This is a genomic window from Corynebacterium gallinarum (genome assembly GCF_014837045.1).
Taxonomy (GTDB): Bacteria; Actinomycetota; Actinomycetes; order Mycobacteriales; family Mycobacteriaceae; genus Corynebacterium; species Corynebacterium gallinarum.
The window spans coordinates 114,841-141,732 of sequence record NZ_JACSPR010000002.1; the positions used below are offsets into that span (position 1 = coordinate 114,841).

20 protein-coding genes are annotated in these 26,892 nt (G+C 62.7%); 10 read left to right on the forward strand and 10 right to left on the reverse strand.

All coding sequences use genetic code 11. The features are described 5' to 3' along the window. Positions 1-323: 323 nt before the first annotated feature. The 3 genes from H9627_RS03095 to H9627_RS03105 all read left to right on the forward strand — a co-directional run bounded on the left by H9627_RS03095 (position 324) and on the right by H9627_RS03105 (position 3,834). A complete protein-coding gene (locus tag H9627_RS03095) occupies positions 324-1,217 on the forward strand; it encodes a sulfurtransferase (RefSeq protein ID WP_191732574.1) in 894 nt (297 codons plus the stop codon). A 328-nt stretch (positions 1,218-1,545) separates the two neighbouring features. Beyond that, a complete protein-coding gene (locus tag H9627_RS03100; protein ID WP_191732575.1) occupies positions 1,546-3,321 on the forward strand; it encodes an acetyl/propionyl/methylcrotonyl-CoA carboxylase subunit alpha in 1,776 nt (591 codons plus the stop codon). 126 nt (positions 3,322-3,447) lie between these two features. Then, a complete protein-coding gene (locus H9627_RS03105; protein WP_191732576.1) occupies positions 3,448-3,834 on the forward strand; it encodes a hypothetical protein in 387 nt (128 codons plus the stop codon). A 16-nt stretch (positions 3,835-3,850) separates the two neighbouring features. Here H9627_RS03105 and H9627_RS03110 read toward each other — a convergent pair whose 3' ends face one another. From H9627_RS03110 to prpD, 3 genes are read right to left on the reverse strand one after another with little or no spacing between them, the layout of a single operon-like run. Beyond that, positions 3,851-4,999: a bifunctional 2-methylcitrate synthase/citrate synthase gene (locus tag H9627_RS03110; RefSeq protein WP_191732577.1), complete on the reverse strand. Its 1,149-nt coding sequence runs from the start codon at positions 4,997-4,999 to the stop codon at positions 3,851-3,853. 28 nt (positions 5,000-5,027) lie between these two features. Next, a complete protein-coding gene (gene prpB / locus H9627_RS03115; protein ID WP_191732578.1) occupies positions 5,028-5,936 on the reverse strand; it encodes a methylisocitrate lyase in 909 nt (302 codons plus the stop codon). After that, a complete protein-coding gene (gene prpD / locus H9627_RS03120) occupies positions 5,933-7,441 on the reverse strand; it encodes a 2-methylcitrate dehydratase PrpD (RefSeq protein ID WP_191732579.1) in 1,509 nt (502 codons plus the stop codon). Before prpD ends, prpB begins: the two co-directional genes overlap by 4 nt. A 342-nt stretch (positions 7,442-7,783) precedes the next feature. Here prpD and H9627_RS03125 point away from each other — a divergent pair, with 342 nt between their 5' ends. Beyond that, on the forward strand, positions 7,784-9,559 hold the full coding sequence (locus H9627_RS03125) for an ATP-binding protein (RefSeq protein ID WP_191732580.1): 1,776 nt from the start codon (positions 7,784-7,786) through the stop codon (positions 9,557-9,559). A gap of 244 nt (positions 9,560-9,803) precedes the next feature. Here H9627_RS03125 and H9627_RS03130 read toward each other — a convergent pair whose 3' ends face one another. The 3 genes from H9627_RS03130 to H9627_RS03140 all read right to left on the reverse strand — a co-directional run bounded on the left by H9627_RS03130 (position 9,804) and on the right by H9627_RS03140 (position 16,359). Continuing rightward, positions 9,804-13,220 carry a pyruvate carboxylase gene (locus H9627_RS03130; RefSeq protein WP_191732581.1) on the reverse strand — a complete coding sequence of 1,139 codons (3,417 nt, stop codon included), beginning with the start codon at positions 13,218-13,220 and terminating at the stop codon, positions 9,804-9,806. Between the two features lie 429 nt (positions 13,221-13,649). Next, positions 13,650-15,062, reverse strand: a complete 1,413-nt coding sequence (locus H9627_RS03135) for an NAD(P)H-quinone dehydrogenase (protein ID WP_191732582.1) — start codon at positions 15,060-15,062, stop codon at positions 13,650-13,652. A gap of 142 nt (positions 15,063-15,204) precedes the next feature. Continuing rightward, positions 15,205-16,359: a M20 family metallopeptidase gene (locus tag H9627_RS03140; RefSeq protein ID WP_191732850.1), complete on the reverse strand. Its 1,155-nt coding sequence runs from the start codon at positions 16,357-16,359 to the stop codon at positions 15,205-15,207. 138 nt (positions 16,360-16,497) lie between these two features. Here H9627_RS03140 and H9627_RS03145 point away from each other — a divergent pair, with 138 nt between their 5' ends. Next, complete coding sequence (locus tag H9627_RS03145; RefSeq protein ID WP_191732583.1) at positions 16,498-18,090, forward strand: phospho-sugar mutase; 1,593 nt, start codon at positions 16,498-16,500, stop codon at positions 18,088-18,090. Here H9627_RS03145 and H9627_RS03150 read toward each other — a convergent pair. Both H9627_RS03150 and upp read right to left on the reverse strand, forming a co-directional pair. After that, entirely contained in the window at positions 18,087-18,485 is a 399-nt protein-coding gene (locus tag H9627_RS03150) for a helix-turn-helix domain-containing protein (RefSeq protein ID WP_318247751.1), read from the reverse strand. The two genes, H9627_RS03145 and H9627_RS03150, sit on opposite strands and share 4 nt — an antisense overlap. A gap of 65 nt (positions 18,486-18,550) precedes the next feature. Continuing rightward, the gene (upp, locus tag H9627_RS03155) at positions 18,551-19,186 is read right to left on the reverse strand and encodes a uracil phosphoribosyltransferase (RefSeq protein WP_191732585.1); all 636 of its coding nucleotides are present in this window, start codon (positions 19,184-19,186) and stop codon (positions 18,551-18,553) included. 159 nt (positions 19,187-19,345) lie between these two features. On the opposite strand from upp, the gene H9627_RS03160 reads away from it, so the two are divergent. From H9627_RS03160 to H9627_RS03180, 5 genes are all read left to right on the forward strand, one after another. After that, a complete protein-coding gene (locus H9627_RS03160; RefSeq protein ID WP_191732586.1) occupies positions 19,346-19,633 on the forward strand; it encodes a hypothetical protein in 288 nt (95 codons plus the stop codon). Next, on the forward strand, positions 19,630-20,583 hold the full coding sequence (locus tag H9627_RS03165; RefSeq protein ID WP_191732587.1) for a C40 family peptidase: 954 nt from the start codon (positions 19,630-19,632) through the stop codon (positions 20,581-20,583). The genes H9627_RS03160 and H9627_RS03165 overlap by 4 nt, the downstream gene beginning before the upstream one ends. 78 nt (positions 20,584-20,661) lie before the next feature. Beyond that, on the forward strand, positions 20,662-21,891 hold the full coding sequence (locus H9627_RS03170; RefSeq protein WP_191732588.1) for a hypothetical protein: 1,230 nt from the start codon (positions 20,662-20,664) through the stop codon (positions 21,889-21,891). A gap of 800 nt (positions 21,892-22,691) precedes the next feature. Further along, positions 22,692-23,357 (forward strand): hypothetical protein, encoded by a 666-nt coding sequence (locus H9627_RS03175; protein WP_191732589.1) that lies wholly within the window; start codon positions 22,692-22,694, stop codon positions 23,355-23,357. Between the two features lie 139 nt (positions 23,358-23,496). Beyond that, positions 23,497-24,804 (forward strand): D-alanyl-D-alanine carboxypeptidase family protein, encoded by a 1,308-nt coding sequence (locus tag H9627_RS03180; RefSeq protein ID WP_225213430.1) that lies wholly within the window; start codon positions 23,497-23,499, stop codon positions 24,802-24,804. A 5-nt stretch (positions 24,805-24,809) separates the two neighbouring features. On the opposite strand, the gene H9627_RS03185 is transcribed toward H9627_RS03180, so the two are convergent. Both H9627_RS03185 and H9627_RS03190 read right to left on the reverse strand, forming a co-directional pair. Next, on the reverse strand, positions 24,810-25,709 hold the full coding sequence (locus H9627_RS03185; RefSeq protein WP_191732590.1) for an RDD family protein: 900 nt from the start codon (positions 25,707-25,709) through the stop codon (positions 24,810-24,812). 81 nt (positions 25,710-25,790) lie between these two features. Next, positions 25,791-26,876 (reverse strand): YhjD/YihY/BrkB family envelope integrity protein, encoded by a 1,086-nt coding sequence (locus tag H9627_RS03190; protein ID WP_191732591.1) that lies wholly within the window; start codon positions 26,874-26,876, stop codon positions 25,791-25,793. Positions 26,877-26,892: the final 16 nt, after the last annotated feature.

Genomic DNA, 26,892 nt, shown 5'->3' on the forward strand with positions numbered 1-26,892 from the left:
TCTCTTCAACCCCGGGGTGTGGCGGGTGCCTGGGGTGCGACATGGATACACGCCCCCAAGGGGCGGTGCTGACGCGACCGGGGTGGGAATCAACAGGATCAAAAATGGGGGGCAACATGGGAAACCCTCATGGCAGTCGATTCGCAGAGCAGCTTCGGGAGTCAGGTTCTTTCACGTTGACACCGATCACTTTAAAGCACGTGCCGAAAACCCGTGCATCGGGAGAACGCACAAGTAATTAAGGACACAGGCGGGTGGAAGGAATATGCTGGATAACGCAGTTAGAAAAGGATCACCTAATACACGGAAGGCAGCGACCTCACATGGCAGCACCGTTCGACCCGTTCCCCCCATTCCAGGAGTACGCACATCCTGAGCGGCTCGTCTCAGCGTCCTGGCTGTCAGCGCGACTGGGTTCACCTGGTCTGAAGGTGGTCGAGTCCAACGAGGATTCCATCCTGTATGACATCGGGCACCTGCCCGGCGCGGTGCGCATCGACTGGGAGAAGGATCTCAATGACCCGGTCACCCGTGACTTCATCGACGGCCAGGCCTTCGCGGACCTGATGAACCGCAAGGGCATCCACCGCGATGACACGGTGGTCATCTACGGTGACAAGTCCAACTGGTGGGCGGCGTTCACCCTCTGGGTGTTCGAGCTCTTCGGCCACGCCGATGTCCGTCTCCTCAACGGCGGCCGTGATGCCTGGATGTCCGAGGAACGCGACACCTCCTATGTGGTGCCCGCCTACCCTCCGACCAACTACCCGGTGGTCGAGCGTGTCGACGAAGGGCAGCGCGCCTTCGTCGCCGAGGTCCTCGAGAGCCTGCGCGGTGACGCCGGGATGAAGCTTGTCGACGTCCGGACAGCCGAGGAGTACCGGGGCCGTGACGAGGAGGGCACTCCCATCCCCGGCGAGGGTGTGCTGCGTGGCGGACACATCCCCGGTGCCGTCCACATCGACTGGGAGCAGGCGGTGCTGCCGAACGGTAACTTCCGCACCCGCAAGGAGATCGAGGAGGTCTATTCGCACCTCAACCCCGCCGAGGACACCGTGGTGTACTGCCGCGTGGGGGATCGCGCGGCCCACACCTGGTTCGTGCTGAAGTATCTGCTGGGATTCGAGAACGTCCGTAACTACGACGGTTCCTGGTCCGAGTGGGGCAACATGGTGCGCATGCCCATCGTCCAGGGTGACGAGCCGGGTTCGCTCTAACCACCCCGGGGTCACCTCCCTGGTCACCCCCGGACCCTCCCGGGTACACCCCGGGGCCGAAGTGTGGCAGGGATCTCTCCCGACTGTGGCCACCGGGAAACTTTGCCTGGGAAATGACCATCCAGTACCGTTATGCAGGTATGTTAACGCGGTCACAGGGTACACCGGAATCCGGGTTGTCTAACCCCCTTAGCGGGATTCGCTAAAAGATCACCGAGTTAGTGTGCAAGAATAATGCTGATCGCAGGGGCACTGACCTACGCTGTCATGCCGTCAATGAACAGTGCGGTGCTCTGTCGTGAAGAAAATCAAAACCAGGAGGGTTTTAGTGTCAGTCGAGACCAGGAAGATCACCAAGGTACTTGTCGCCAACCGTGGTGAAATTGCAATCCGTGTTTTCCGCGCAGCCCGGGACGAAGGCATCGCCTCTGTCGCCGTCTACGCAGAGCCGGACGCAGATGCCCCTTTCGTCGAGTATGCCGATGAGGCCTTCGCACTCGGCGGCCAGACTTCCGCAGAGTCCTACCTCGTCATTGACAAGATCATTGACGTAGCACGCAAGTCCGGTGCAGACGCTGTCCACCCCGGCTACGGCTTCCTCGCCGAGAACGCCGACTTCGCTGAAGCCGTCATCAACGAGGGCCTGATCTGGATCGGACCCTCCCCTGAGTCCATCCGCTCCCTCGGTGACAAGGTCACCGCCCGCCACATCGCCAACACCGCCAACGCACCGATGGCACCCGGCACCAAGGAGCCCGTCAAGGACGCCAGCGAGGTTGTCGCCTTCGCCGAGGAGTTCGGTCTCCCCATCGCCATCAAGGCTGCCTTCGGTGGCGGCGGACGTGGCATGAAGGTCGCCTATGAGATGGACGAGGTCGCTGACCTCTTCGAGTCCGCCACCCGTGAGGCCACCGCCGCCTTCGGTCGCGGCGAGTGCTTCGTGGAGCGCTACCTGGACAAGGCCCGCCACGTCGAGGCACAGGTCATCGCTGACAAGCACGGCAACGTCGTGGTCGCCGGTACCCGTGACTGCTCCCTGCAGCGTCGTTTCCAGAAGCTCGTCGAGGAGGCACCGGCACCGTTCCTCACCGATGAGCAGCGTGACCGCATCCACTCCTCCGCCAAGGCCATCTGCCGCGAGGCCGGTTACTACGGCGCCGGCACCGTGGAGTACCTGGTCGGTTCCGACGGACTGATCTCCTTCCTGGAGGTCAACACCCGCCTGCAGGTGGAGCACCCCGTCACCGAGGAGACCACCGGCATCGACCTGGTGCGCGAGATGTTCCGCATCGCCGAGGGCGCCGAGCTCTCCATCAAGGAGGACCCGACCCCACGCGGCCACGCCTTCGAGTTCCGCATCAACGGCGAGGACGCAGGCTCCAACTTCATGCCCGCACCGGGCAAGATCACCCGCTACCGTGAGCCCGCCGGCCCGGGTGTCCGCATGGACTCCGGCGTTGTCGAGGGTTCCGAGATCTCCGGTCAGTTCGACTCCATGCTGGCCAAGCTGATCGTCTGGGGCCAGACCCGTGAGCAGGCTCTGGAGCGTTCCCGTCGTGCACTCGGCGAGTACATCGTCGAGGGCATGCCGACCGTCATCCCGTTCCACTCCCACATCGTCTCCAACCCGGCATTCGTCGGTGACGGCGAGGGCTTCGAGATCTACACCAAGTGGATCGAGGAGGTCTGGGACAACCCGATCGAGCCGTTCGTCGATGCAGCCGACCTGGACGACGAGGAGAAGACCCCGTCGCAGAAGGTCATCGTCGAGATCGACGGCCGCCGCGTCGAGGTCGCCCTCCCTGGCGATCTGGCTCTCGGTGGTGGCGCAGGTGGCGCCAAGAAGAAGCCGAAGAAGCGTCGCGCAGGTGGCGCCAAGGCCGGTGTCTCCGGTGACTCCGTCGCCGCTCCGATGCAGGGCACCGTGATCAAGGTCAACGTCGAGGACGGCGCCGAGGTCTCCGAGGGTGACACCGTCGTGGTTCTCGAAGCCATGAAGATGGAGAACCCGGTCAAGGCACACAAGTCCGGTACCGTCTCCGGTCTGACCATCGCCGCCGGCGAGGGCGTGACCAAGGGTCAGGTTCTCCTCGACATCAAGTAAGCCCTGTCTGAGGGAACAGAAATCCCTGTTCTGAGCTGAAGCACCCCGTCTGATCGCGGGGTGCTTCACTCGTTTCACCTGCTCCCCCTACGGTCGGACACCCCACTCTTTGGTAAAGGATCTTTCATGGAACCGATGGATATCAACGGCGGGCGTTTCTACGCCCGGAAACTCACCAGCGACGAGCGCATCAACGATCTGCCCGCCCTGGCCACCGCACTCGGGCACCCGGTGGATGATGATGCCGTGGCCCGCAGCTACCAGGCATGGGAGGAGGACACCGTATACACCTGGGCCATCTGTGAGCAGACCAGCGTGGAGATGCTGGCTCTGGCCCGCCTGCGCCGCGGCGATGATGACACCGCCGACCTGGAGGTCCTCCCCGTCGGGGATCCCGCGACCCCCGTGCCCAATGATCCGATGCTCACCCCGGTCACCATCGCGGATGCCGTTGAACAGGGCGGGGCGACCATCCGACGGTGGGCGACGGGGTTCCTGGGCATCCACGTCTGAGGCTTCCGGCTCCCGCTCATCGCTGGTCGATCGGCACCACCTCACGCTGCTCCACACCGTTGTAGGCCGCCAGCGGGCGGATGAGGGAGTTGTTCTCATACTGTTCGACGATGTGGGCGGTCCACCCGGCCAGACGGGCCAGGACGAACAGCGGGGTGAAGAAATCCACCGGGAAACCGAGGATGTGATAGGCCGGGCCTGCCGGGAAATCCAGGTTGGGTTTGATGCCGGTGCGGTCCTCCATCACCTGCTGCATCTGCTCGTACATGCGCACCCACTTCTCCGCATCGTGACGCTGCGCCAAGGCCCGCAGGGACTTCTCCATCGACGGCACCCGGCTGTCACCACTCTTGTACACGCGGTGGCCGAAGCCCATGATCAGGTCCTTGTTGTCCAGGGCCCGGTGCACCCAGGCCGCGGCCCGGTCCGGATCGTCGATGTCCAGCATGGTGTGCATGACGAATTCATTGGCACCACCGTGCAGGGGTCCCTTGAGGGCACCGATGGCCCCGGCGATCGCGGAGTAGGCATCCGAGCGGGTGGAGGTGATCACCCGGGAGGTGAAGGTGGAGGCGTTGAAGGAGTGTTCGGCATACAGGATGAGGGATTTCTCGAAGTCGCGGACATCCTCCGGGGTGGTGGCCACGGAACCGGGTGCGGTTCCGAAGACCATGGACAGGAAGTTCTCGGCAATCCCCTTGTCAGGGTCGGGTGCGATGATGTCCGCCCCGCTGCGGCGTCGGATGTCCATCGCCACCACCATCGGCAGCTGGGCCAGGAGGTTGTGGCCGATCCGCAGCACGTGGTCGGCTCCGGTGGTGAAGGGTTCCGGGTCCTGGGTGCCCATATAGGACACCGCGGTGCGCAACACATCCATCGGGTGGCAGCCCAGGGGCAGGGAATGGATGAGGGCGATCAGTCCGGCATCGAGCACCCGGTAGGACCTGCCACGGGTGTTGAACTCCCGCAGCTGGTCGGGTGTGGGCAGTTCACCGTTCCACAGCAGGTAGATCACCTCCTCGAAGGAGCAGTGTTCCACCAGGTCCTGCACCGGGTATCCGCGGTAGGTCAGGGAGTTGGTTTCGGGCATCACCTTGGAGATGGCGGTGTAGTCGGAGACCACCCCGTAGAGACCCCGGCGGACCTCCACGTTCTTGTCATTCATGTCTGGGTTCCTTCCCGTGAGTTCTTGGTCAGGTTTTCGGCCGGTAGGTGAACAGGTTCTGGTCGAAGACGTTGAAATCGGCGTAGCGGACAAGTTCATAGAGGCGACTGCGGTGCTGCATCCGGTCGACCCAGCCCGCCTGGGTGCCGGCATCCGCCATCTCCCACAGGGCCTGCTCCACATGGCCCATGGCGATGCGCAGGGTGGTCACCGGGTAGATCACGGCGTCGTATCCGATCTCCTCCAGCTCCCGGGTGGTGAGCAGTTCGGTCTGTCCGAATTCCGTCATGTTGGCCAGCAGCGGCACATCCGGCACCGCGCGGCGGAACATCTCGAAGTCCTCGCGGGTGTGCAGGGCCTCGGGGAAGATGAGATCCGCCCCGGCGGCGGCGTATTCGTGGGCGCGGTCAATGGCATCCGCCATACCCTCGATGCCCGCGGCGTCTGTCCGGGCGCAGATGAGGAAGTCGGGGTCTCGGCGGGCGGAGACCGCGGCACCGATTCGCCGGACCATCTGCTCGGTGGTCACCACCTCCTTGCCGTCCAGGTGACCGCAGCGTTTGGGGTTGACCTGGTCCTCGAGCTGGCATCCGGCAACACCGGCGTCCTCGAGTTCGGTGACGGTGCGAGCGGCGTTGATGGGTTCGCCGAAGCCGGTGTCGGCGTCGACAAGCACGGGCAGGTCCGTGGCACGGGCGATCTGGCGGGCCCGGTTGGCCACCTCGGTGAGGGTGGTCAGGCCGATATCCGGCAGAGCGAGGTCGGCGGCGACCACCGCGCCGCTGACGTAGACCCCCTCGAAACCGGCCTCCTCGATGGAGCGGGCGACCAGCGGGGAGAAGGCTCCCGGGAGTCGCACGATAGGTTCGGCCGCCAGGGCCGCGCGGAGAGCCTGACGACGCTCCGATGGTGTCTTAGCCGTTGAGAACATGTTCATAACAATCCCTTTCCGATGTCCGGGGCGGTAGCCAGGGTGGCGTGATCAAGCATGATGTTGAGCTCCGTCAGATCACTCAGATCCGGCAGTGCCTGGGCGGCGGTGAGGAACCGGTCCTGTTCCGCCTCGGGGAGAATGCCCTGGGCCAGCGTCCGGAATTTGTCGATGTACTGTTCCCGCCCGAAGGGGCGTGCCCCGAGCGGATGTGCATCGGCCACGCCGAGTTCCCCCTCGATCACCTCACCACTGCGCATGGTGATCACCGCCCGCGCACCGAAGGCCTTCTCTGAAGGGTCCTCGGAGTGGTAGCGGCGGGTCCACTCGGGATCCTCCACCGTGGTGATCTTCTGCCACAGCTCGACCGTGTCCGGGCGGGTGGCACGTTTGCGGGTATAGGAGTGTTCGTGGTGCCACACGCCGTCCTGCAGGGCGACCGCGAAGATATACATGATGGAGTGATCCAGGGTTTCACGGGAGGCCTGCGGATCCATCTTCTGGGGATCCTGGGCACCCGTGCCGATGACATGGTGGGTGTGGTGGCTGGTGTGCAGGACCACCGATTCCACCTCCGTGATGCCCCCGGCTTCCTCCACCTGCGGTTTGAGGCTGCGTGCCAGGTCAATCGGTGCCTGGGACTGGTATTCCGCGGAGTGTTCCTTGGTGTAGGTCTCCAGAATTCCGCGTTTGGGTTCTCCCTGTTCCGGCAGTGGCACATGGTAGGTGTGATCCTTGCCGGACAGCAGCCAGGCGATCACACCGTCCTCCCCCTCCCAGATCGGTGCCGGGGCGCCCTCCCCGCGCATGGCGCGGTCCACCGCCTCGATGGCCATCTTGCCGGCGAACGCCGGGGCGAACGCCTTCCAGGAGGAGATCTCCCCCTTGCGGGACTGCCGGGTGGCGGTGGTGGTGTGCAGGGCCTGCCCGATGGCGTGGTAGATCACTTCCGGAGGCAGGTGCAGCAGTGTGCCCAGCCCCGCCGCGGCCGCCGGACCCAGGTGCGCAACATGGTCGATCTTGTGTTCATGCAGGCAGATTCCCTTGACCAGGTCCACGTGGATTTCATAGGCGGTGGTGATCGCCCAGATCAGGTCCTCGCCATTGCTACCGTGGGACTGCGCCACCGCCAGGATCGGTGGGATGTTATCTCCCGGGTGGGAGTAGTCCGCCGCCAGGAAGGTGTCGTGGAAATCCAGTTCCCGTACCGCGGTGCCATTGGCCCAGGCCGCCCATTCCGGGGAATACCGGCCGGGGATCCCGAACACCGTCGCCCCGTGGGACTCACGTGGGTGCGCCTGCGCCTGGGCCCGGGCGGTGGTGACCGGGCGACGCAGCAGGGAGGCCACCGCCACCGCGGCATTATCGATGATCCTGTTGATCACCATCTCCTGCACCTCGGGCAGCACCCCCACCGGGTCCACCGCCACCTGCGCGATCTTCCACGCCAGGTGGTCCTCAAGCGGGAAATGCTCGGCCGAGGGACGGGTTCGGACTTCATGGATACGCATGACGGGCTCCTTACAGGTCACACACCCTCAAGGGCTCACCTTCCCACACCATCTACGCGCCCTCGGAGGTAATGAAACTCGTTTCTCTTTCCTCCACCTTATGCCCTAATTGTGCTGTGGGCCACACCCCGCTTACCCCGCAAACTGGAGCTTCGCATGTCGTCGTTTTCCCGAACCGGAATCGTCACCATTGTGCAAGAGTCAAGATCAACGTAGTTGGACGTAGTTGGACGTAGTTGGACGTAGTTGGACGTAGTTGGACGTAGTTGGACGTAGTTGGACGTAGTTGGACGGTACAATCACCTACAAATACGCATTCCCACTACCTTGTTAGGGATCACATTGAAAGACCTGAGTACCGACAGTCTTAATAAGACAACTGATGAGCTAGTGAAGGAAATACGACGTAAACAATCAGAGCTTCCCGACGTGGAGCTCAAAGAGAGCCGTACAAAGCTCTCCAAGAATTTGGTAGAAACCATAAGCGCCTTCGCCAACACGAAGGGGGGCGTAATATTGCTCGGCCTAAGTGACCCAGCGAAAGGCGCTCTTCCCGTAGAAGGCTTTTCACCCGAGAAAGCGCGGGATTCCATGGAGTCCCTCCTGCAGAAGCTGCAACAAATACCCAAGACTCAAATAGATATTGAAGTCATAGACGAACAGCGCATTCTCCGAGTCGACATCAAAGAACTGGAAAATGATCTCAAACCGTGTTTCATCCAAGAGCGAGGAATGTACAGCGGAAGCTATACGAGAACCGGTGAAGGCGAACGAAAGTTAACGCACTATGAAATTGATCGTCTATTAGAAAACAGATCGGTTCCAGATCACGACCAACAAGCAGTTGACGGGGCGACTCTTGACGATCTGGATAAACATATTCTTCAGAAGCTGGTGGATCAGCAAAAAGCTACTAAGCCCAGAGCTTACGGCGACAGCAGTGACATTGAGATTCTGAATAGTCTTAGCGTTGTCAAAAAAGACCCAACTGAAGGAATCTACGTAACACTCGCAGGTTTGCTCGCAACTGGTCTTGACCCCCAGCGCTTCTACCCGCGATTGCGCGTGACATATGTCGAATATCCTACTAATGAACCGGGGGCAAACGGACCAGACGGTGAACGATTCATCGTTAATGAATCCGTCGAAGGATCCATTCCAGAAATCGTTGCCCAGACTTTAACCATCATGCGTAGATATATGAGTAAAAAGACCTATATTCAAGATGGAAAACGAATTGACAAATATCCATATCCACTCACAGTAATACGTGAGTTGCTGGTCAATGCCCTGATGCACAGAGACTACTCGCCGGCAGGCTGTTTGAACCAAGTGCAAATAGAGGTGTTCCCTAACCGCATTACGATCTCTAATCCCGGTGGTTTACACGGCAGTATCAACGAAGAAGATTTGGGAGCCGAATATGTTTCCTCCTCCCGAAATCCAGTGCTATCCCGGCTCCTAGAATTTGTTGAGCTTCCCCAAGGAGGGGCAGTAGCCGAAAACCGTGGCAGCGGAATTCGAACGGTATTCAAAGAATTGAGCGATGCGGGTATGAATCCTCCAGCGTTCAAATCCAGTTTGAAGCAAATGTTAGTAACAATCACGCCCGACTCTCTCCTCGATCCAGAGACGGTCGAGTGGATCGAGAGTTGCGGTCTCAGTGACTTAACTAGTCAACAAATGCAAGCGATCGCCACAGCCTATAAAGGAAACCGAGTTACGAATGCAACCCTCCAGAGCTGGGGTTTGCATCAAGCAGATGCCACCAAAGAACTCACCAAACTCGTTGAGTCGGGGATTTTTCTCAAAGAAGGCGATCGTCGCGGTGCATCATATGTACTCAATGAAGCTTATGAACCACCTGCATCGACAGGGCTGGGGATATCGGACTTATCCCCAGCTGGTGAATCCGTTTACACATACTTGATGGGAGAAACAGACTCTAAGTCAGCTCGGGATATTGCAGCTGCAACAGGTTATGAAATACGTACTGTCCAAAAACACCTATCAACGCTTCTCCGCAGTGGGGCAATTGAGAGACTGGGGAAACCTCGTTCACCGCACCTTAAATACCGCAAGGTTGGTTCTCAGGACTCGGCAAACCCAAGCCACTGACCGGTATTATCCTTTTCTACGCTAATTCCCCCAAGGGTGATCCAATTTTGACTCAACCCTAAACTACGGAAATATACCGCGGGTTTGAGTATTGGGTATCTCCTTTCTCCACGGAGGCGAGGAGCTGGCCTTCTGTAACCAGCTCCTCGCCTCTGAGGCAGTTCGACTCCTTAGTCACGGTGACAGCTCGCCGATAGGAAGCGTGAGTAATCTACCGTGAGGTCCATGCGCACAAGCGACGGTTCTAGGCCACAACCACGATGAGGTCGCCGCCCTCCACCTTGGTGGCGGCGGGCACCACGACGCGGTCGATGACACCGTCGACAGGCGCGGTGATGGTGGCCTCCATCTTCATGGCCTCGATGATGGCCACAGCGTCGCCGGCCTTGATCTCATCACCCTCGGTGACGGTCACGGTGACCACACCGGCGAACGGTGCGGCGACATGTCCCTTGTTGGTGGCGTCGGCCTTCTCCGCGGTGGCGGTGACGGATTCCACGGAACGGTCGCGCACCTTGATGGGGCGGATCTGTCCGTTGACGTTGACCACCACGTTGCGCATGCCCTTGTCATCCGGTTCGGACACCGCATCCAGGCGGACCACCATCGGGGTGGATACACCGGGCAGGCGGATCAGCTCCTCGCGTCCCTCCTTCAGGCCGTAGAAGAACTCACGGTCATCCAGGGCGGAGGTGTTGCCGAAGCGACGGCGGTGCTCGAGGAACTCCTCGGTCGGCTTCGGGAACAGCAGGCGATTGAGGGTGCCACGGCGCTCCGCGGAATCATCGGAATCCAGGTGCGCCTGCTCCTCGGCGGGGATCTCCGCCAGCGGGGCCTTGCCCTGGGAGCGGCCCTCGAGGGCACGGGTGCGCAGCGGTTCGGGCCAGCCACCGGGAGGGGTGCCCAGTTCGCCACGGAGGAAGGCGATGACCGAATCCGGGATGTCGTACTTCTGCGGATCGGCGGCGAAGTCCTCCGGGCTCACACCGGCACCGACGAGGTGCAGTGCGAGGTCACCGACGACCTTGGAGGACGGGGTGACCTTGGTCGGGCGGCCCAGCATCTCGTTGACGGCCGCGTAGTAGTCCTCGATGAGCTCGAAGCGGTCAGCCAGACCCAGGGCCACGGCCTGGGCACGAAGGTTGGACAGCTGACCGCCGGGAATCTCGTGGCGGTAGACGCGTCCGGTCGGTCCCGGGGTGCCGGATTCGAACGGCAGGTACAGTCCGCGGACCGCCTCCCAGTACGGTTCCAGGTCGGAGACGGCCTGCAGGTTGAGACCCGTGTCGCGTCGGGTGTGCGCGAAGGCGGCAACCAGGGCGGACATCGACGGCTGGGAGGTGGTGCCGGACAGTGGTGCGGAGGCGGCGTCAACAGCATCGGCACCGGCGTTGGCGGCGGCCAGGTAGGTGGCCAGCTGACCACCGGCGGTGTCGTGGGTGTGCACGTGCACGGGCAGATCGAATTCGCGGCGCAGGGCGGTGACCAGCTTGGTCGCCGCGGCTGGGCGCAGCAGGCCGGCCATGTCCTTGATGGCCAGGATGTGCGCACCGGATTCGACGATCTGCTCAGCCAGCTTCAGGTAGTAGTCCAGGGTGTAGAGGTTCTCTCCCGGGTTGGACAGATCACCGGAGTACGCCATGGCGACCTCGGCGACGCTGGTGCCGGTCTCCAGGACGGCGTCGATGGCCGGGCGCATCTGGGAGACGTCGTTGAGCGCATCGAAGATCCGGAAGATGTCCACGCCGGACTTGGCGGCCTCCTGCACAAACGCGCGGCACACCGAATCGGGGTACGGGGTGTAACCGACGGTGTTGCGGCCACGCAGCAGCATCTGGATGTTCACATTCGGCATGGCCTTGCGCAGCTCATCCAGGCGTGCCCACGGATCCTCGAAGAGGAAGCGCATGGCCACGTCGTAGGTGGCACCGCCCCAGGCCTCCACGGACAGCAGCTCCGGGGTGAGCTTTGCGACGGCGCGCGCCGCCGGGGTCAATGCGAAGGAGCGCACGCGGGTGGCCAAGAGGGACTGGTGGGCGTCACGGAAGGTGGTGTCGGTGACGGCCAGGGCATCCTGTTCGCGCAGATCCCGGGCGAATCCCTCCGGGCCGAGCTGCTTCAGGCGGTCGCGGGAGCCGCGTGGCAGTGGGTTCTCCACCTCGGGTAGCTTCTCCATGGGACGGGCTGTCTCGGGGCGGTCGCCGTGGGGCTTGTTCACGGTGACATCCGCCAGGTATTCCAGGATCCGTCCCTGCTCATCATCGGCCGGTGGGGCCTGGAGCAGGTGCTGGTGGGAGCCGATGAAGCCGGTGTCGATGCGCCTCTTGGTGAAGTCCTCCTCGCGCAGCAGTGCGCGGAGGAAGCCGATGTTGGTGGCTACACCGGAGACATTGAACTCGGCCAGGGCGCGCTGGGCGCGGGACACGGCGGTGTCGAAGTCGGAGCCGCGGCAGGTCATCTTGACCAGCATGGAGTCGAAGTGCGCGGTGATCTCGCCGCCGAGCTGGGCTGCGCCGTCGAGACGCACACCCGCACCACCCGGGGAGCGGTAGGCGGTGATCACACCGGTGTCGGGTCGGAAGTTGTTGGACGGATCCTCCGTGGTGATGCGGCACTGCAGGGCGGCACCGTGCGTGGTGATCTTGTCCTGGGTCAGGCCCAGTTCCTTCAGGGTGGCGCCGGCGGCCAGGTGCATCTGCGACTTGACCAGGTCGACGGAGGTGACCTCCTCGGTCACGGTGTGCTCCACCTGGATGCGGGGGTTCATCTCGATGAAGACGTGGTTGCCCGCCTCATCCACCAGGAACTCCACGGTGCCGGCACCCTGGTATCCGATGAATTTGCAGAACTTCACGGCATCCGCGCAGATGCGGTCACGCAGTTCAGGGTCGAGGTGCTGGGCCGGGGCGATCTCGACGACTTTCTGGTGACGGCGCTGCAGGGAGCAGTCGCGTTCATACAGGTGGATGACATCACCGGTGTGATCGCCCAGGATCTGCACCTCGATGTGCTGGGGTTTAATCACAGCCCGCTCGACGTAGACGGCGCCGTCACCGAAAGCAGCCTCGGCCTCACGGGAGGCCTCCCTGGCCAGCTCGCGCAGGTCCTCGGGCTTCTCGACGAACCGCATGCCGCGCCCGCCACCACCGGCGACGGCCTTGACGAAGATCGGGTAGGTCTGACCCTCTGCACTCTTGACGATCTCATCGATGTCGGTGCTGGGGGTGGACTCCGCCAGGACGGGCAGGCCGGCCTTCTTCGCGGCGGAGACAGCCTTGGACTTGTCACCCGTGAGGTCGAGCACCTCCGGGGTGGGGCCGATGAAGGTAATGCCGTTCTCCGCGCATTCACGCGCGAGCTGGGCGTTTTCCGAAAGGAAACCATAACCCGGGTAGACCGCGTCCGCTTTCACCTTCTTGGCGGCATTGATGATCTCATCAATATCGAGGTACGCCTTGACGGGCGAGCCCTCGGTTCCGATCCGCACCGCCTCGGAGGCAAAGGAGCGGTGGAAGGAGCCACGGTCCTCCCGCGGGTAGATGGCCACGGTTGCGGCCCCGGTCTCATAGGCGGCACGGAATGCCCGCACCGCGATTTCACCTCGGTTGGCCACCAGGATCTTTTTGAACGCAGGCAGCGTGGAGGGTGTTGTTGTTACCACTGTTTTTGTTCCTTTCGACGAGTACCAGCCTGTTGGGTGATGGCAGTCACTCTCTAGAACATCGTAATGGCCAGTTGGTAAAACCACGTATAACTTTCCGTTTTCGTTCTGGTTTCCACCGCGTACCGGGGAGTGACCTGCGGAATTTCACCGCCCCGGCATGAAAAGATTGCCCCCGATCAAGACCCCCATTGCCGTTTTTCTACATCCCAGGGGGAAGGTTAACGTCGCCCCCAGCAACTCCACTTCTGTCACATAAATGCGCTCCACCTGCGGACATCTTATCTCTATCGACTTTGCAGACTTTGCAAAAAGGGAGGCACTCTTCACAGAAAGCCACTTCCCCGCCCCAGTCAACCCCTGAAACGTCAAAACCGGGCATGATCACAGATCAATCTGTGATCATGCCCGGATGGGCGGCGGGAGCAACTACCCGAGGTCGTCGTGCTGCACCAGCTGGCGTGCAGCCTCCGTGATGGAACCGGATAGCGACGGGTACACCGCGAAGGTCTCCGCCAGATCGGCGACGGTGAGACGGTTGGTCACCGCCACCGCGATCGGCAGGATGAGTTCAGAGGCGGTCGGGGCAACCACGACACCACCGACGATGAGACCGGAGTTGCGACGGCAGAAGAGTTTGACGAAACCGTGACGCAGGGACCGCATCTTGGCGCGCGGGTTGGTCACCAGCGGCAGGACCACGGTGCGGGCGGTGACCTCACCGGCATCCACCTGGGCGTGAGTAACACCGACGGCGGCGATCTCCGGGCGGGTGAACACGGCGGTGGCGACGGTCTTCAGGCGGATCGGCGACACACCCTCGCCGAGTGCGTGGTACATCGCGATACGGCCCTGCATGGCCGCCACAGAGGCCAGGGGGAACAGATCGGTGCAGTCACCCGCGGCGTAGACACCGGCCACGGAGGTACGCGAAACACGGTCAACCTTGATGTGACCCGACGGGGCGAGTTCGACACCGATGTTCTCCAGGCCGAGGTTCTGGGTGTTCGGGATGGAACCGACCGTCATCAGCGCGTGGGAGCCGTAGATCTCACGACCGTCGGCGGTACGCACGCACACACCACCATCCGGGGTGCGGGTGACCGAATCCACGCGGGCGTGCTTCTCCAGGGAAACACCGCGTTCCGCGAGGACGGTTTCCAGGACGTCGGCGGCGTCCGCATCATCGTGGGGCAGGATGCGGTCACGGGAGGCCACCATGGTGACCTTGACGCCGAGTTCGGCGAATGCGGAGACGAACTCCGCACCGGTGACACCGGAACCGACCACGATGAGGTGGGTGGGCAGCTCGTCGATGTCATAGACCTGACGCCAGGTGAGGATGCGCTCCCCGTCCGGCTCCGCGCCCTTGAGGATGCGTGGGGTCGCACCGGTGGCGATGAGCACGAGATCACATTCCAGGCTCTCCGTCTCCCCGGTCCCGTTGTGGGTGACCTGGACATAGTGGGTGGTCTGCTTGGTGCTGTAATCATCGAAACGGCCATAACCGTCGATCATTCGGACACCGGCGCGCTTGAGCTGACCTGCGATATCACCGGACTGGTGGTTCGCCAGCGCCTTCACACGCTTGTTCAGCGCATCGATCTCCAGGTGTGCCTTACCCAGTCCACGGTTGAGACCCATGTCATCCGCACGGCGGAGGTCTGTCTTGATCCCGGTGCCGGCGATGAAGGACTTGGAGGGAACACAGTCGAGAGTGACCGCCGCCCCACCGATTCCAAAATCCTCGATGAGGGTGACATCGGCGCCATACTTTGCACCTGCCAGCGCCGCCTCATAGCCTGCAGGGCCTCCGCCGATGATTACGATCCTCTTTGCCATTAATGGCACCTCCACACGTGTGAGCTGGGTGAATGCTAGTTGGAATCACTGATGCGTGACCCAAGTCTAAATCAAAGAGGCCAGACTCGTGCCGGGTTGGGCAAGACTGGCCGTTTAGATCCAGCCCTTGATACTACCCACACTAGGGGTGAAGAAAAGCCTCAGATTTGCTGCTGTACTGCTGTACCAGACTACCGAAAAGTTTCACGCCCACACCGATGCAGCGTTCATCGACGTTGAGATCCGATTGGTGCAGGTCCTGGCGGGGTCCTTGCCCCGACCAACAACCCAGACGGGCCATGGAGCCGGGGACATGTTCGAGGTACCAGGAGAAGTCCTCACCACCGGATGACTGCGGTGCCTGGACCACCGACTGGGGATCCAGATCCCGCGCCGCACTCGCCAGCAGCGCGGTGGCCACATCGTCATTGAGCACCGGGGGCACACCCGGGTTGTAAATGAGTTCATGCTCCACACCGGTGGGTGCCAGGACCTGGGCCACCAGCTCCCCGATCAGCGGGCGCATGCTGCGCCAGGTTCCGATGTCGGCGGTACGCAGGGTGCCGCTGACAATCCCAGATTCGGGGATGGCGTTGGAGGCGAAACCGGCGTTGATGGTGCCGAAGACCAGGACTGTGCCGGTGCGGGGATCCACCCGGCGCGAGAGCAGGGTGGGCAGTTCGGTGACCAGCTTGCCCAGGGCATAGACCACGTCCTTGGCCAGGTGCGGGCGGGAGGTGTGGCCACCCTCGCCGCGGACCCGGACCTCGATGACATCGGAGGCCGAGGTGATCGCACCCGCCCGGACACCGACGCGACCGACCTTGAGTTTCGGTTCCACGTGGAGGGCATAGATGGCGTGGACCCCCTCCAATCCACCGAACTGGATGACGTCGGTGGCACCACCGGTCATCACCTCCTCCGCCGGCTGGAAGATCACGCGGATACCCAGCGGCAGGTCGATGGAGTTGAGGGCACAGGCCAGCGCCAGGGCGATGACGGTGTGGATGTCATGCCCACAGGAGTGCGCGACCCCGGGGACCGTGGAACTGTAGTCCAGGCCGGTGGTCTCGGTGAGGGGCAGCGCGTCGATATCTGCCCGGAAGGCCAGGCGTTCGCCCTCCGACGGTCCGATATCCACCATGAGCCCCGTACCGGGGAACAGCGTCGGCGTCATGCCGTGCTCGGTCAACACCCCGGCGAGGTACTCCGTGGTGTTGTACTCCATGTGGGAGAGCTCCGGGTGGCTGTGCAGGTGTCTGCGCCATCCGATCACCTCGTCATGGTGGCGGTCCATCCATGAGGTAACCAGCGCACCAATATCCGTCACAAGAAGGCCCTTCCTAACTCTTCGGCGGGCATGTCCGGCAATACCCGCATAGCGGTAGAGTCAAGTCTAGTAGCGAATCCAACCCTATTGAGGATCGGGGTGTTCATGGACGAGTCCCGTCAGCTCTCCTTCGGCACGGCAGGCATGCGGGCACCGGTGGGTCCCGCCGCGCATCAGATGAATGTTCTCCAGGTCACGCGCACCACCGCGGGGGTCGCCAGCTGGCTTGCCGCACGGGCCGCGGAACACCGGGTGCCCCATCTCGTGCCCGAGGATGAGGCCGGCATCGGCCGTACCTTGTACCCACAGGACGGTCCTCTGCGCGTGGTGGTCGGTTATGACGCCCGCTATGGTTCCCACACCTTCGCCGCCACCACTGCGGAGGTGTTCGCCGGTGCCGGGTTCGAGGTGATGCTGCTGCCCACCCCGGGCCCCACCCCCCTGATTCCCTGGCTGGTGCAGAACCGGCGGATGGATGCCGGGGTGCAGATCACCGCCTCGCACAACGGTGCCGCGGACAACGGCTATAAGGTGTTCCTGGCCAACGGTCGGCAGCTGTATTCGGAGATGGAGGCCGACCTGGAAGCGCATATCCAGGCGGTGGAGGATCCCGTGCAGGTGCCCCGGGTGACCGTGCGCCCGGCCGGTGATCAACTGCGCCGGTACATCGATGAAATCGTCTCCCTGGTCACCCCCGGCCAGGCGGATCTGCTGCGGGTGAATTCGGAACGGGCGAACCTGCGCATCATCTACACCGCCCTGCACGGGGTTGGTGGTCGGGCGATGTCGAATGCCTTCCAGTTCGCCGGGTTCCCCCTGGCCCATCCGGTGCGTGAACAACAGCACCCGGACCCGACTTTCCCGACGGTGCCGTTTCCCAACCCCGAGGAGCCCTCGGCGATCGAGCTGTTGTTGGCCCGGGCCGCGGAGGAGGATGCGGATATCCTGTTCGCCCTCGACCCGGACGCCGACCGGTGTGCGGTGGGCATCCGCACCCCCGATGGTGGCCACCGGATGCTGACCGGTGATGAGACCGGCACGCTTCTGGCCACGCGGATCGTACCGGAGTGGGACGGCCAGGGGGCTGCTCCGGTGGTGGCAACCACCGTGGTCAGCTCCCAGCTGCTGCGCGTGATCGCCGAGGACAAGGGGTGGGATTACCAGGAGACCCTGACTGGTTTCAAGCATCTCTCCCGCGCTGCGGATGGTCGCCCGGGCCCATTGGCCTTCGCCTATGAGGAGGCAGTGGGCACCTGCCCGGCGCCGGATATCGTGCCGGATAAGGATGGTATCGCCACGGCGCTGTTCACCGCGGCGTGGGCCGCGGAGCTCAAGTCCGCGGGCATCAGTCTGCAGGACCGGCTCGACGAGCTCTACCGCCGTCACGGGTACTTCACCTCCACCCAGGTTGCGGTCCGCACCACCAGCCCCAGGGAGCTTGTCGACGCCTGGTGCACCACACCCCCGACCGAACTGATCGGTGTGGCACTGAGCAGTTCCGCCCTCCCCGAGAATCAGGGCGTGGTGCTCAGGGGGTATCTCGGCGGGACCCAGCTGCGGGTGATTGTCCGGGTCTCCGGCACGGAGGCGAAGGCGAAGATCTACATCGAGATCGCGCAGGCCAATTCACATGCGGAGGCCACCCAGCTGCTGGAGAAGCTCCAGGATGAGGTTGAGGGCTGGGGTCGCAGCCTCTAGCGCGGGGGCTGGTGGCCTACTCGCTTGGGGTTCTCCGGGGGTGTGAGGGGGACGTCGAAAAGCACCTCGTCCCGGGGCGCGGGCCAGCGCACATCGACGGGGAGGGACTCGTCGACGCAGATGGCCTGCGGTTTCTCCCCCACCGCGGGCAGGAGCGCTGCGGGTGGCACGTCAAGGGCCCAGGACAGTTTGTACACAGTGCTCAGGCGCGGATCGCCCGGTTTGCCGTTGTTGTTTTCATTGCGTTCCAGGTTGGAGATCGCATTGCGGCTCATGTCGACGATCTCCGCGAGCTCCTCCTGGCTGTAACCGCGGATCTTGCGGATTTCGCGCACGCGGGCACCCAGGGTGTGACCGTAACTCGGCCAGTGGAGCTGTTCTCTTCCCTCATGCACGCGACCCAGAATGCCCACTGGGATGGGAATTCACCGCCAACTATAGTGGGCAGCAAAAAGGGGTATTACAAATCGATGTTCCGTGGTCCGTAGAGACGATCACCGGCATCACCCAGACCGGGGACGATGTAGGCATCCTCGTTGAGTTCGGGATCGATGGCCGCGGTGACCAGGCGACACGGCAGGCCGGAGTTCTTCAGGGCATCCACACCCGGCTGCGCGGAAACCATGCAGATGGCGGTGATGTCGGTGGCGCCACGCTCAGCCAGCAGGCGGATGGCGTGCAGGAGGGAACCTCCGGTGGCCAGCATCGGATCAACGAGGAAGACGGGCTGATCACTGAGATCCTCCGGCAGGGCCTCCAGGTACGGGACCGGCTCATGGGTCTCCTCATCACGGGCCAGGCCGATGAAACCGACCTGGGCATCCGGGATCATGGACAGGGCGGGGTCGATCATGCCGAGACCGGCGCGGATGATCGGAACGATGATCGGGGGGTTTTCCAGCCGGGTACCCTCGGCGACGGCGACGGGGGTGTGGGTGTCGAAATGCTCCACGGCGAGTTCGCGGGAGGCCTCGTAGATGAGCATGGCGCCCAGATCGGAGGCGGCGGCACGGAAGGCCGCGTTGTCGCTACGCTCATCGCGCATGAGGGTCAGCCGGCTTGCGACGAGGGGATGATTGACGATGGTGATGTCCATGCCCATCATGTTAGGGCATGCGTGGGGGTGGCCAATTCGTCGAAAAGCACCCCAGGGATGACCCTGGGACAATGTGGTAACACTTTCCCACCTCGTGGGAAACGTCGGTGTTTGCCCACCGGTGGGAACCTCCCGGGTGTTTGCACAGTCCTACCGGGCATGAGGATGGATATCGATCACGCCCGCACACTCGCCCAGACACTGCTGCACCTGGAGTTAACACCGGTGGCCGGCTCCCCACCGCCGGACCCCGATCCCGGGGATAACGCATCCGGCTTCCACGGTGCCCTGGCAAAAGCCCTGGCCATCTATACCCGGAATGCCTCCACCCTGACCCGGACCACCCACCTGATGGCCGACAGTGCCCTGCACACCCTCGACGTGGTGGGGTCCGTCGATGCCCGGCTCTCCGGTGATTTCCGGCAGAGGGCGGGGCAGCACCCATGATCGATCTCACCACGGCTGTGCGCCTGATTTTAGGACATGCGCCCGCCCCGGTGCCGGAGGTGATCTTGCCCACCCTCCCGGATGTCAGCCCGGCCCTCGGCCTGGCCGCCGAGCTGGGCACCTCTCCCGCCGCACTGCTCACCCTCGCCGGTGAACTGGAGGGGCAACGCACGGTGATCATGGGTGCCCTGCGTGATGCCACGCCCCACCTGGAGGCCGCCCGCCTCGATCTGCACCACCTGGTCACCGACCTCATCCACCGGGTGCCCGCACTGCTGATGGAGTCCTGGTCCCCCAACCCCGGCGCGGCCGTGTCCGCCCGGATGCAGTTGATGGCCCTGCCCGGGATCTTCATCGACGCCGCCGCCTCCCGGGCGCTCGAGCTGGTCACCGCCCTGCAACCGGTGGCCGCCCGACTCGAGGAGAAGGTGGTGGCACTCCAGGCCGGTGAGATCGGGATGGTGCAGGAACCGGAGGCCACGGGGAGGACCGGGTTGGTTGCCCCGGTCCCGGGCCAGCCTGCAGACGCCCCGGAGGAGATCAGCTACCAGCCCGCAGCTCACACAGCCCACACGGTCCACAGCACCGGGTCCAGCTCGGACTCACGGGCCACCGGGGAACAGGCGGTGGCCGCGGCACGCAGCATGATCGGGACACCGTATGTGTGGGGTGGCACCACACCGGGTGGGTTCGACTGCAGCGGCCTGACCCAGTGGGCGTGGCGGGAGGCCGGGGTGGAGATCCCCCGCACCGCGGATCAGCAGGCGGTGGGCCGACAGGTTGCCTATGAGGACCTACAACCCGGGGATCTGCTCATCTGGGATGGGCACGCCGCGATGTACGCCGGTGAGGGCCAGATCATCGAGGCCGGAAACCCGGTGCAGACCAACCCGGTGCGGACCTCCAACATGGGTATGGCCTTCCACGGCTTCTACCGGCCGACCGGTTAACCCCACCTGACTGCGGTTTCCCTCCTATCGGTAGAGATAGGTGACGGAGAAATATCTCACCGGCTAGGATTTAGCAGCATGGCTGAAAATGGAATCGTTCCCGTTAGACTCTCCCTCACTGAAGGTGACTTCTACACCCTCTGGGCCCCCAGCTGGAGGGAGCACGGCAGTGAGTGGCAGGCGTTTCTCGGTGCGAATGAGGAGCTGTATGTCTTCAACTCCCCTGAGGAACTGCTTGTCTTCCTCGAATCCGATTCCCGCCACGATCTGACCTCGCACCCCGGGTGGGCATCCTTCAACGCCGGTGACGCGACCCGCGTAGTCCCGGATGACAATGAGCAGCACGATATCATCGGTGCTCCCGCCCTGTTGGCAGAACGTCCCTCCTATGTCAATGTCAAGACCATCTCCCGCATCTTCGCGGTGGTGCGCAGCCTGGGCAATGTCACCTCCGCCATGCCGGTCAGTGGTTTCTTCTCCTCCCACTCTGTGCTTGGCAATGTGGACCGCGGTGCCGACCACTTCTCCGGCCCCAACGGCCTCGGGGAGTGGTCCGCCATCGGTCGCGCGGTCCTGACCAACTGGTCAGGAGTGGTGGATGCACTCGATGAGTGCGTCACCGTCAAGGAGGTGGACAAGGTCTTCGTCGACGATGCCGCCACCCGCATCCGCGAGGCTCAGGCCGCCCGTGAGGCAGCCCGCGAGGCGGAGGAGCAGATCGCCAAGGAGGAGGCCGAAAAGGTTGATCCTTATGACACCTCCGCGTGGGGCCTGGCCGGCATCGACCCGATCAAGATCAGCATCGACGGTCGTTCCGTCTACACCCTGCGCACCTACATCGAGGGCCAGCCGGTGTTCCTGGGCAAGTTCGGTGAGATCTTCACCTTCAACAGTCAGAAGGCCCTGCTGCGCTGGCTGGTGGAACACGACGACCACGACCTGGCCCGCGCCGCCACCTGGCCCGACCTCATGCTGGGTGTCAACGCCGGTGAAACCGACCTGCTGGTCCACAGCGACAATGTATACTCCTTCAACGGCCTGGCCCAGGACATCAACACCTCCGTGGATGCCGTTGACACCACACAGATGGGTCGCGCCTATGAGCTCATGGCCGACGCCGCCGACTGGGCCGGTGATGACTCCATGAACTCCTACTTCCTGGCCAACCCCCGGATGCAGGATTACATCTCCTACATGCTCGGTTCCGGTGACACTGCCGGTTATGTCCCGCACGCCCCCTTCAACGATCACTCCCAGTCCTGGCGTGAACTGGAAGACATGCTGACCAAGCGTTTCTCCAAGTTTTAAGAGGTTGCGCCTGTCCGGTGGCAGGTTGAGCCCACTATTGCCCTGTGATGGATCGCATTGGCGGTCTATCACAGGGCATACGAATTTCAGCCACTCTTATCCCCCACCAGGGCCGCCCTTGTGGTGGTTGGGCATTGTTCCACTGGACTCCCGAACCCCAACTGTAGAACAGCGCCCGCGCGCAGAAGCTGGCAGAGACTAAGATCACCGCGTTGATCACCGCTCCTTTAGGCTTCCACTCAGGAAAACGTCATAGAACTAGCTCCTGACTACTGACGGGACTCATATCACCAGGTGTTGACTGCCCCCAGTTGCCGCGACCCAACTGACATTCAGAGTGGTCCCCTGTCACACTGCCCCCAAAAAACAGGTCTTGTCGGCTTTCTGTAGACCACAGGAGAATGAATGTAGTCCCACTTTCCAGATCAAAAGGAGTTTGACGGTGTTCTACTACGATGCTTCCCCCTCTCAAAATGGCAACGCCAACGTCCGACGCGTGTGTAAGAACAACAAGTGCAATGGCACCTTCTACGTCACTGCCAACGCGCAGTGGTTCCGCTGCCCACACTGCGGGCACAACCAGTAGCGAATCACCAGGGACCGGGATGGGCGCCACACCACCCCCTGTGAAATCACAAACTGCTGCCCGGGGTTATGCCCGCCACAACTTATGCCTCAGGCATGCACGACGCACTCTTAACGTAATCCCATACTGCTTTTTAGTTCGTGGACTGATTCCTGAATGCCCCTGGCGTACACGGGAAATGGACCATGAGTGTGAAAGCGAAAGGCAAACTACCGTGACGCAAAGCCTCATCAACCCCACCATTCACGATCTTCTACTGCAGCTCAGCTTCACGTGGGCAGACGCAGAAGAGGTTTATGGCACCAGCACCAAGATTGAGGAGACCGGAGTCTCCCAACCTATCTTTCTTCTCCCCAGAAACGGAAAGTTTCTCATTCTTTGCTGGATCGGAGAACGCCAAGAACTTGAGCCAGCCTTCCTCGAAGGTGCCCGCACGGATAATGACGGATACAGTGTCGAGATCTTCTATCAGAATAGTGCTCTCTGCGATGCTAGTACCTCGATCGCCGAAGCAGAAGAAGACCTGAAAGGGTTCATTGACAGAGTATTTGCTCTAGCCAAATACACGGCCCACCTGGATGAGCAGATCAACCGGAATATCACCCGCTTCAATGAATTGCTCAACGAATGGGATCCCTACTTCAAGAATTCTGAAACCCTTACTCACCCCGAAGCTGCATATGTCATTCCACTCCTGAAAGAGAGCCTGGATCTTCGTCCCTCCAGGGACATGTGGAACTGGATGAGCGGATCAGCCGCCGGATTCGAACAATACCAATGGGCGATTGGAGTAGAAGAGAAACTGGGGAATCAGCCCTGGTCCCCGGTTGATTCGTTCCTTAGGGAGTACGGTGAGGCACGTGGGTGGAAGCTGAGCTGAACCATCCCCCCGACGGTGGTGAGAACGGTAGAACCGATCCGGATATCGATACCGCCATCCGAGTGTTCTTCCGCAGAGTCACGGGTCTATTTCGGCCTATCACTCAGCCCTTACCGGACAGCGGTACTATTTAGTCCCCATGAGGACAACCCTTGTGGCGGTTACCACCGCACTCACCATCGCCCTGTCGCCCACCCTCGGCGCAGCCACCGCCCAGGACACTCTCCCACCGGAGCCCTCTCCACCGGCGGTGACCGCGGAGAATGCTGAAACCCTGGACGAGCAGCAGGACGACGGTCAACCCACCACCCGGGAGCGGGCACCGGACACTGATGACTGCCCGCACCTGGAGTCCCCCGCCACCGCTCGCACCACCTCCGAGGCGGTCGCACCCGGTGGCCGGGCACCGGTTGTCCTGCCGGTCCCCGAGGTACCCGCCGGTGGCCCGCTCATGGCCAGCTGCGGTGTCATCGCCCCGGCGGGTTTCACACTGCCGGAGAATCAGACGGCCTCTGCCTGGATGGTCTTCGACCTGGATTCCGGGGAGATCCTCGCCGCCAAGGATCCTCACGGCCGGTACCGTCCCGCCAGCATCATCAAGGCGCTGATCGGTCTGATCGCCATTGAGCAGCTCGACCCGGCGCAGAAGGTGACCGGCACCTGGGATGCCGCCAATATCGAGGGTTCCCGGGTCGGTGTCGGTGAGGGTGGTGAATACACCGTCGATGAGCTCCTGCACGGTCTGCTGCTGGCCAGTGGCAATGACGCCGCCTATCTGCTGGCGCAGGAACTCGGTGGCGATGAGGCCACCCTGGAGATGGTCAATGAGCGGGCCCGTGAGATCGGCACCCAGGACACCTTCGTGGCCACCTACTCCGGCCTGGATGCGCCGGGGATGTCCACCTCGGCCTATGACATGGCCCTGATCTATCAGCACGCATGGGAAAATGCGCGTTTCGCGGAGATCGTGGACACCGAGTTCGTCGACTTCCCCGGCTGGGGCGACAACGAGGGATTCCAGGTGTGGAATGACAACGGCCTGTTCATGAATGACCCGGACGGCATCGGCGGCAAAACCGGTTACACCGATGACGCCAACCACACCTTCGTCGGTGCGCTCAACCGCGAGGGACGCCGCATCGGTGCTGTCATCCTAGACACCACCATCGACAAGGGGCGTCCCTGGGAGCAGGCCAGGGAGCTTATCGACGCCTCCCTGGTCACCCTCCCGGGCGAAGGTGTGGGGCAGCTCGGGCAGCCGGGTGAGGAGGAGAACACCACTCCCACCCAGCGCCCCGAACCGTCAGCCTCCCCCGCCCCGCAGGCGCAGGACGGTCAGGACACCACCGCCCTGGACATCGCGCGGGTGGTACTGCCGATCAGCACCATCGTGGTGCTGCTGCTCGCCGCACTGGCGTGGACCTTCGGACGCAGGCGCCGGGGGTAGCTCCCCTAACCCTGTTTCTTCACCACCTCGGCGTTGGCCAACTTGTCGTGGCCACCGCGCATGTTGTTCTCCTCATTGATCTGGCTGCCGTAGTAACCGGCCATCACCAGGGTGACGATGCTGGCCGGGGGCACCAGGTTGAGGAACTTCCACCAGTTGCGCTTCAGGGAGGCCTGGGCGGACAGACGGGAATGGGTGTCCACATCGCGGACCTCATATCCGAAGAATTTCTTGGCCGGTGTGGCACCCATGACGGTCTCGGAACCCACCACGTAGGCAATCATCACCAGAGCGGTGACGATCCACCCACCGAACGCATTCATCCCGAGAATCCCCACGATGATGCCCGAGGCCATGGATGCCAGGATGAGATCCAACCAGGCCATACCCAGGCGGGCGCCGGCGGTGGGGCGCTGCACATTCATGGTGTGGTCGAATCCGAAGGGAGCCACCTGGGAGGCACTGAACGCCGAGGATCCCGCCATCGAACTGTGGACCTGCTGGTCGAAGGGGTTGAAGGCGGGTGAGGAATACTCCGCGGTGGGCTGGCCGAACTGGTACCCGAAGGTGGTGTCCGGTTCCGGCTGCGGGGCGGGTTGCGGAGTCTGGTGGAACGACTGCTGTGGGGGTGCATCGGGAATGGTGCCGAAGTTACCGAGGTGCTGGATCTGATCCCAGGTCAGGGGTGTGCCGGAGTCCAGTTTTTCGTCGTAAAGCGCCCGCCTGGTGGGGTCGTTGAGCACCGAGAACGCCATCACCGTCTGGGTGCGACGGGGATCATCGGGAAGCACACCCATCTGCTCCAGGCGCAGATCCCGGGCGGACAGGACGATCCCGAGCGCATCACAGTCATCTCTCCGATCGAGATCAAACGCGGTGTACAGGTTGGGCAGATTCGTGTTCATACCTTCTACTCTATGCAACAGGGCATCCCCCGGGAATCGGGGAATGCCCTGAACGTCCACCCAACCTGCGGGTCCTGGCGATTACTTCCTGCGCAGCAGCGCGAGCGCACCGGCAGCAGCCGCGCCCACGGCCACACCGATGCCGACGTTGCGGGCGGACTCCACCGGCGGTGCCTCGGGGGAGATCTCATTGCGCACCCGGATCACCGCGGGCTCCGGGGTGGGCACCGCGGCCAGACGCATGGATTCCTCACTGGTGGCGGCCCAGGCGGAGCAGTACATCAGGATGCGCCACACCAGGTAGAGCACCACCATGATGCCGATGATCGGACCGAAGGTGGCACCCGCCGGGTTGCCCAGGGCGTTGGAGGCCAGCACGGAAGCCAGCTGCTTGACCACCTCGAAGGCCAGCGCACCGAACAGCGCCCCCTGGACGGCGGATTTGAGCGGCACCTTGGTGCGTGGCAGGAATTTGATCAGCCAGAAGAACACCAGGAAGTTGGCCAGAATACCGACCAGCAGCGCCACCGTCCAGGTGATCACGTTGATTCCGGGGATGTCCCCGAACCCGACCCATTCCAGCAGGGTGGTGGTCAGACCGGAGGCACCGATTGCGGTGACGCCGAAGGCGATGGCGAGGGCGAGCAGGAGAAGAATCAGACCGAGCAGGTCATTGAGCTTCTTCATCACGAAGTTGCCCTCGGTGGGGTCCAGTGACCACATGCGGCTGACACCGAACCGGAGGTTGTTCATCCACCCCAGTCCCGACCATAGGGCCGTCAGACCACCGATGCCCAACACCGCACCACGCTGGGCGATCGCGCTCTCCAGGATACTGTTGACGGTGTCGCCGACCTCACCGTCGAATGCCCCCGCGATCTCCTCCTGCACCCGGGTCAGCAGATCCGGGTTGCCGGCGAGGACGACACCGAGCAGTCCGAAACCGAGCATTGCAATGGGGAATACGGACAGCACCGAGAAGTAGGTGATGCCCGCGGAGAGCTGGTTGCCACCCTTGGAGCTGAACCGCTCCTGCATGCGCATGATGTGATCGAACCATTCGTACTTGTCCCGCATCTTGTCGACGAAGCCGGGGTCATCCTCGTTGATGCGCTCGATGCCGAAATCGTCGGTGTTCCGTTCGTCTGGCGAGGTTCTTGTGGCCATGAGGGTGTTGATCCTT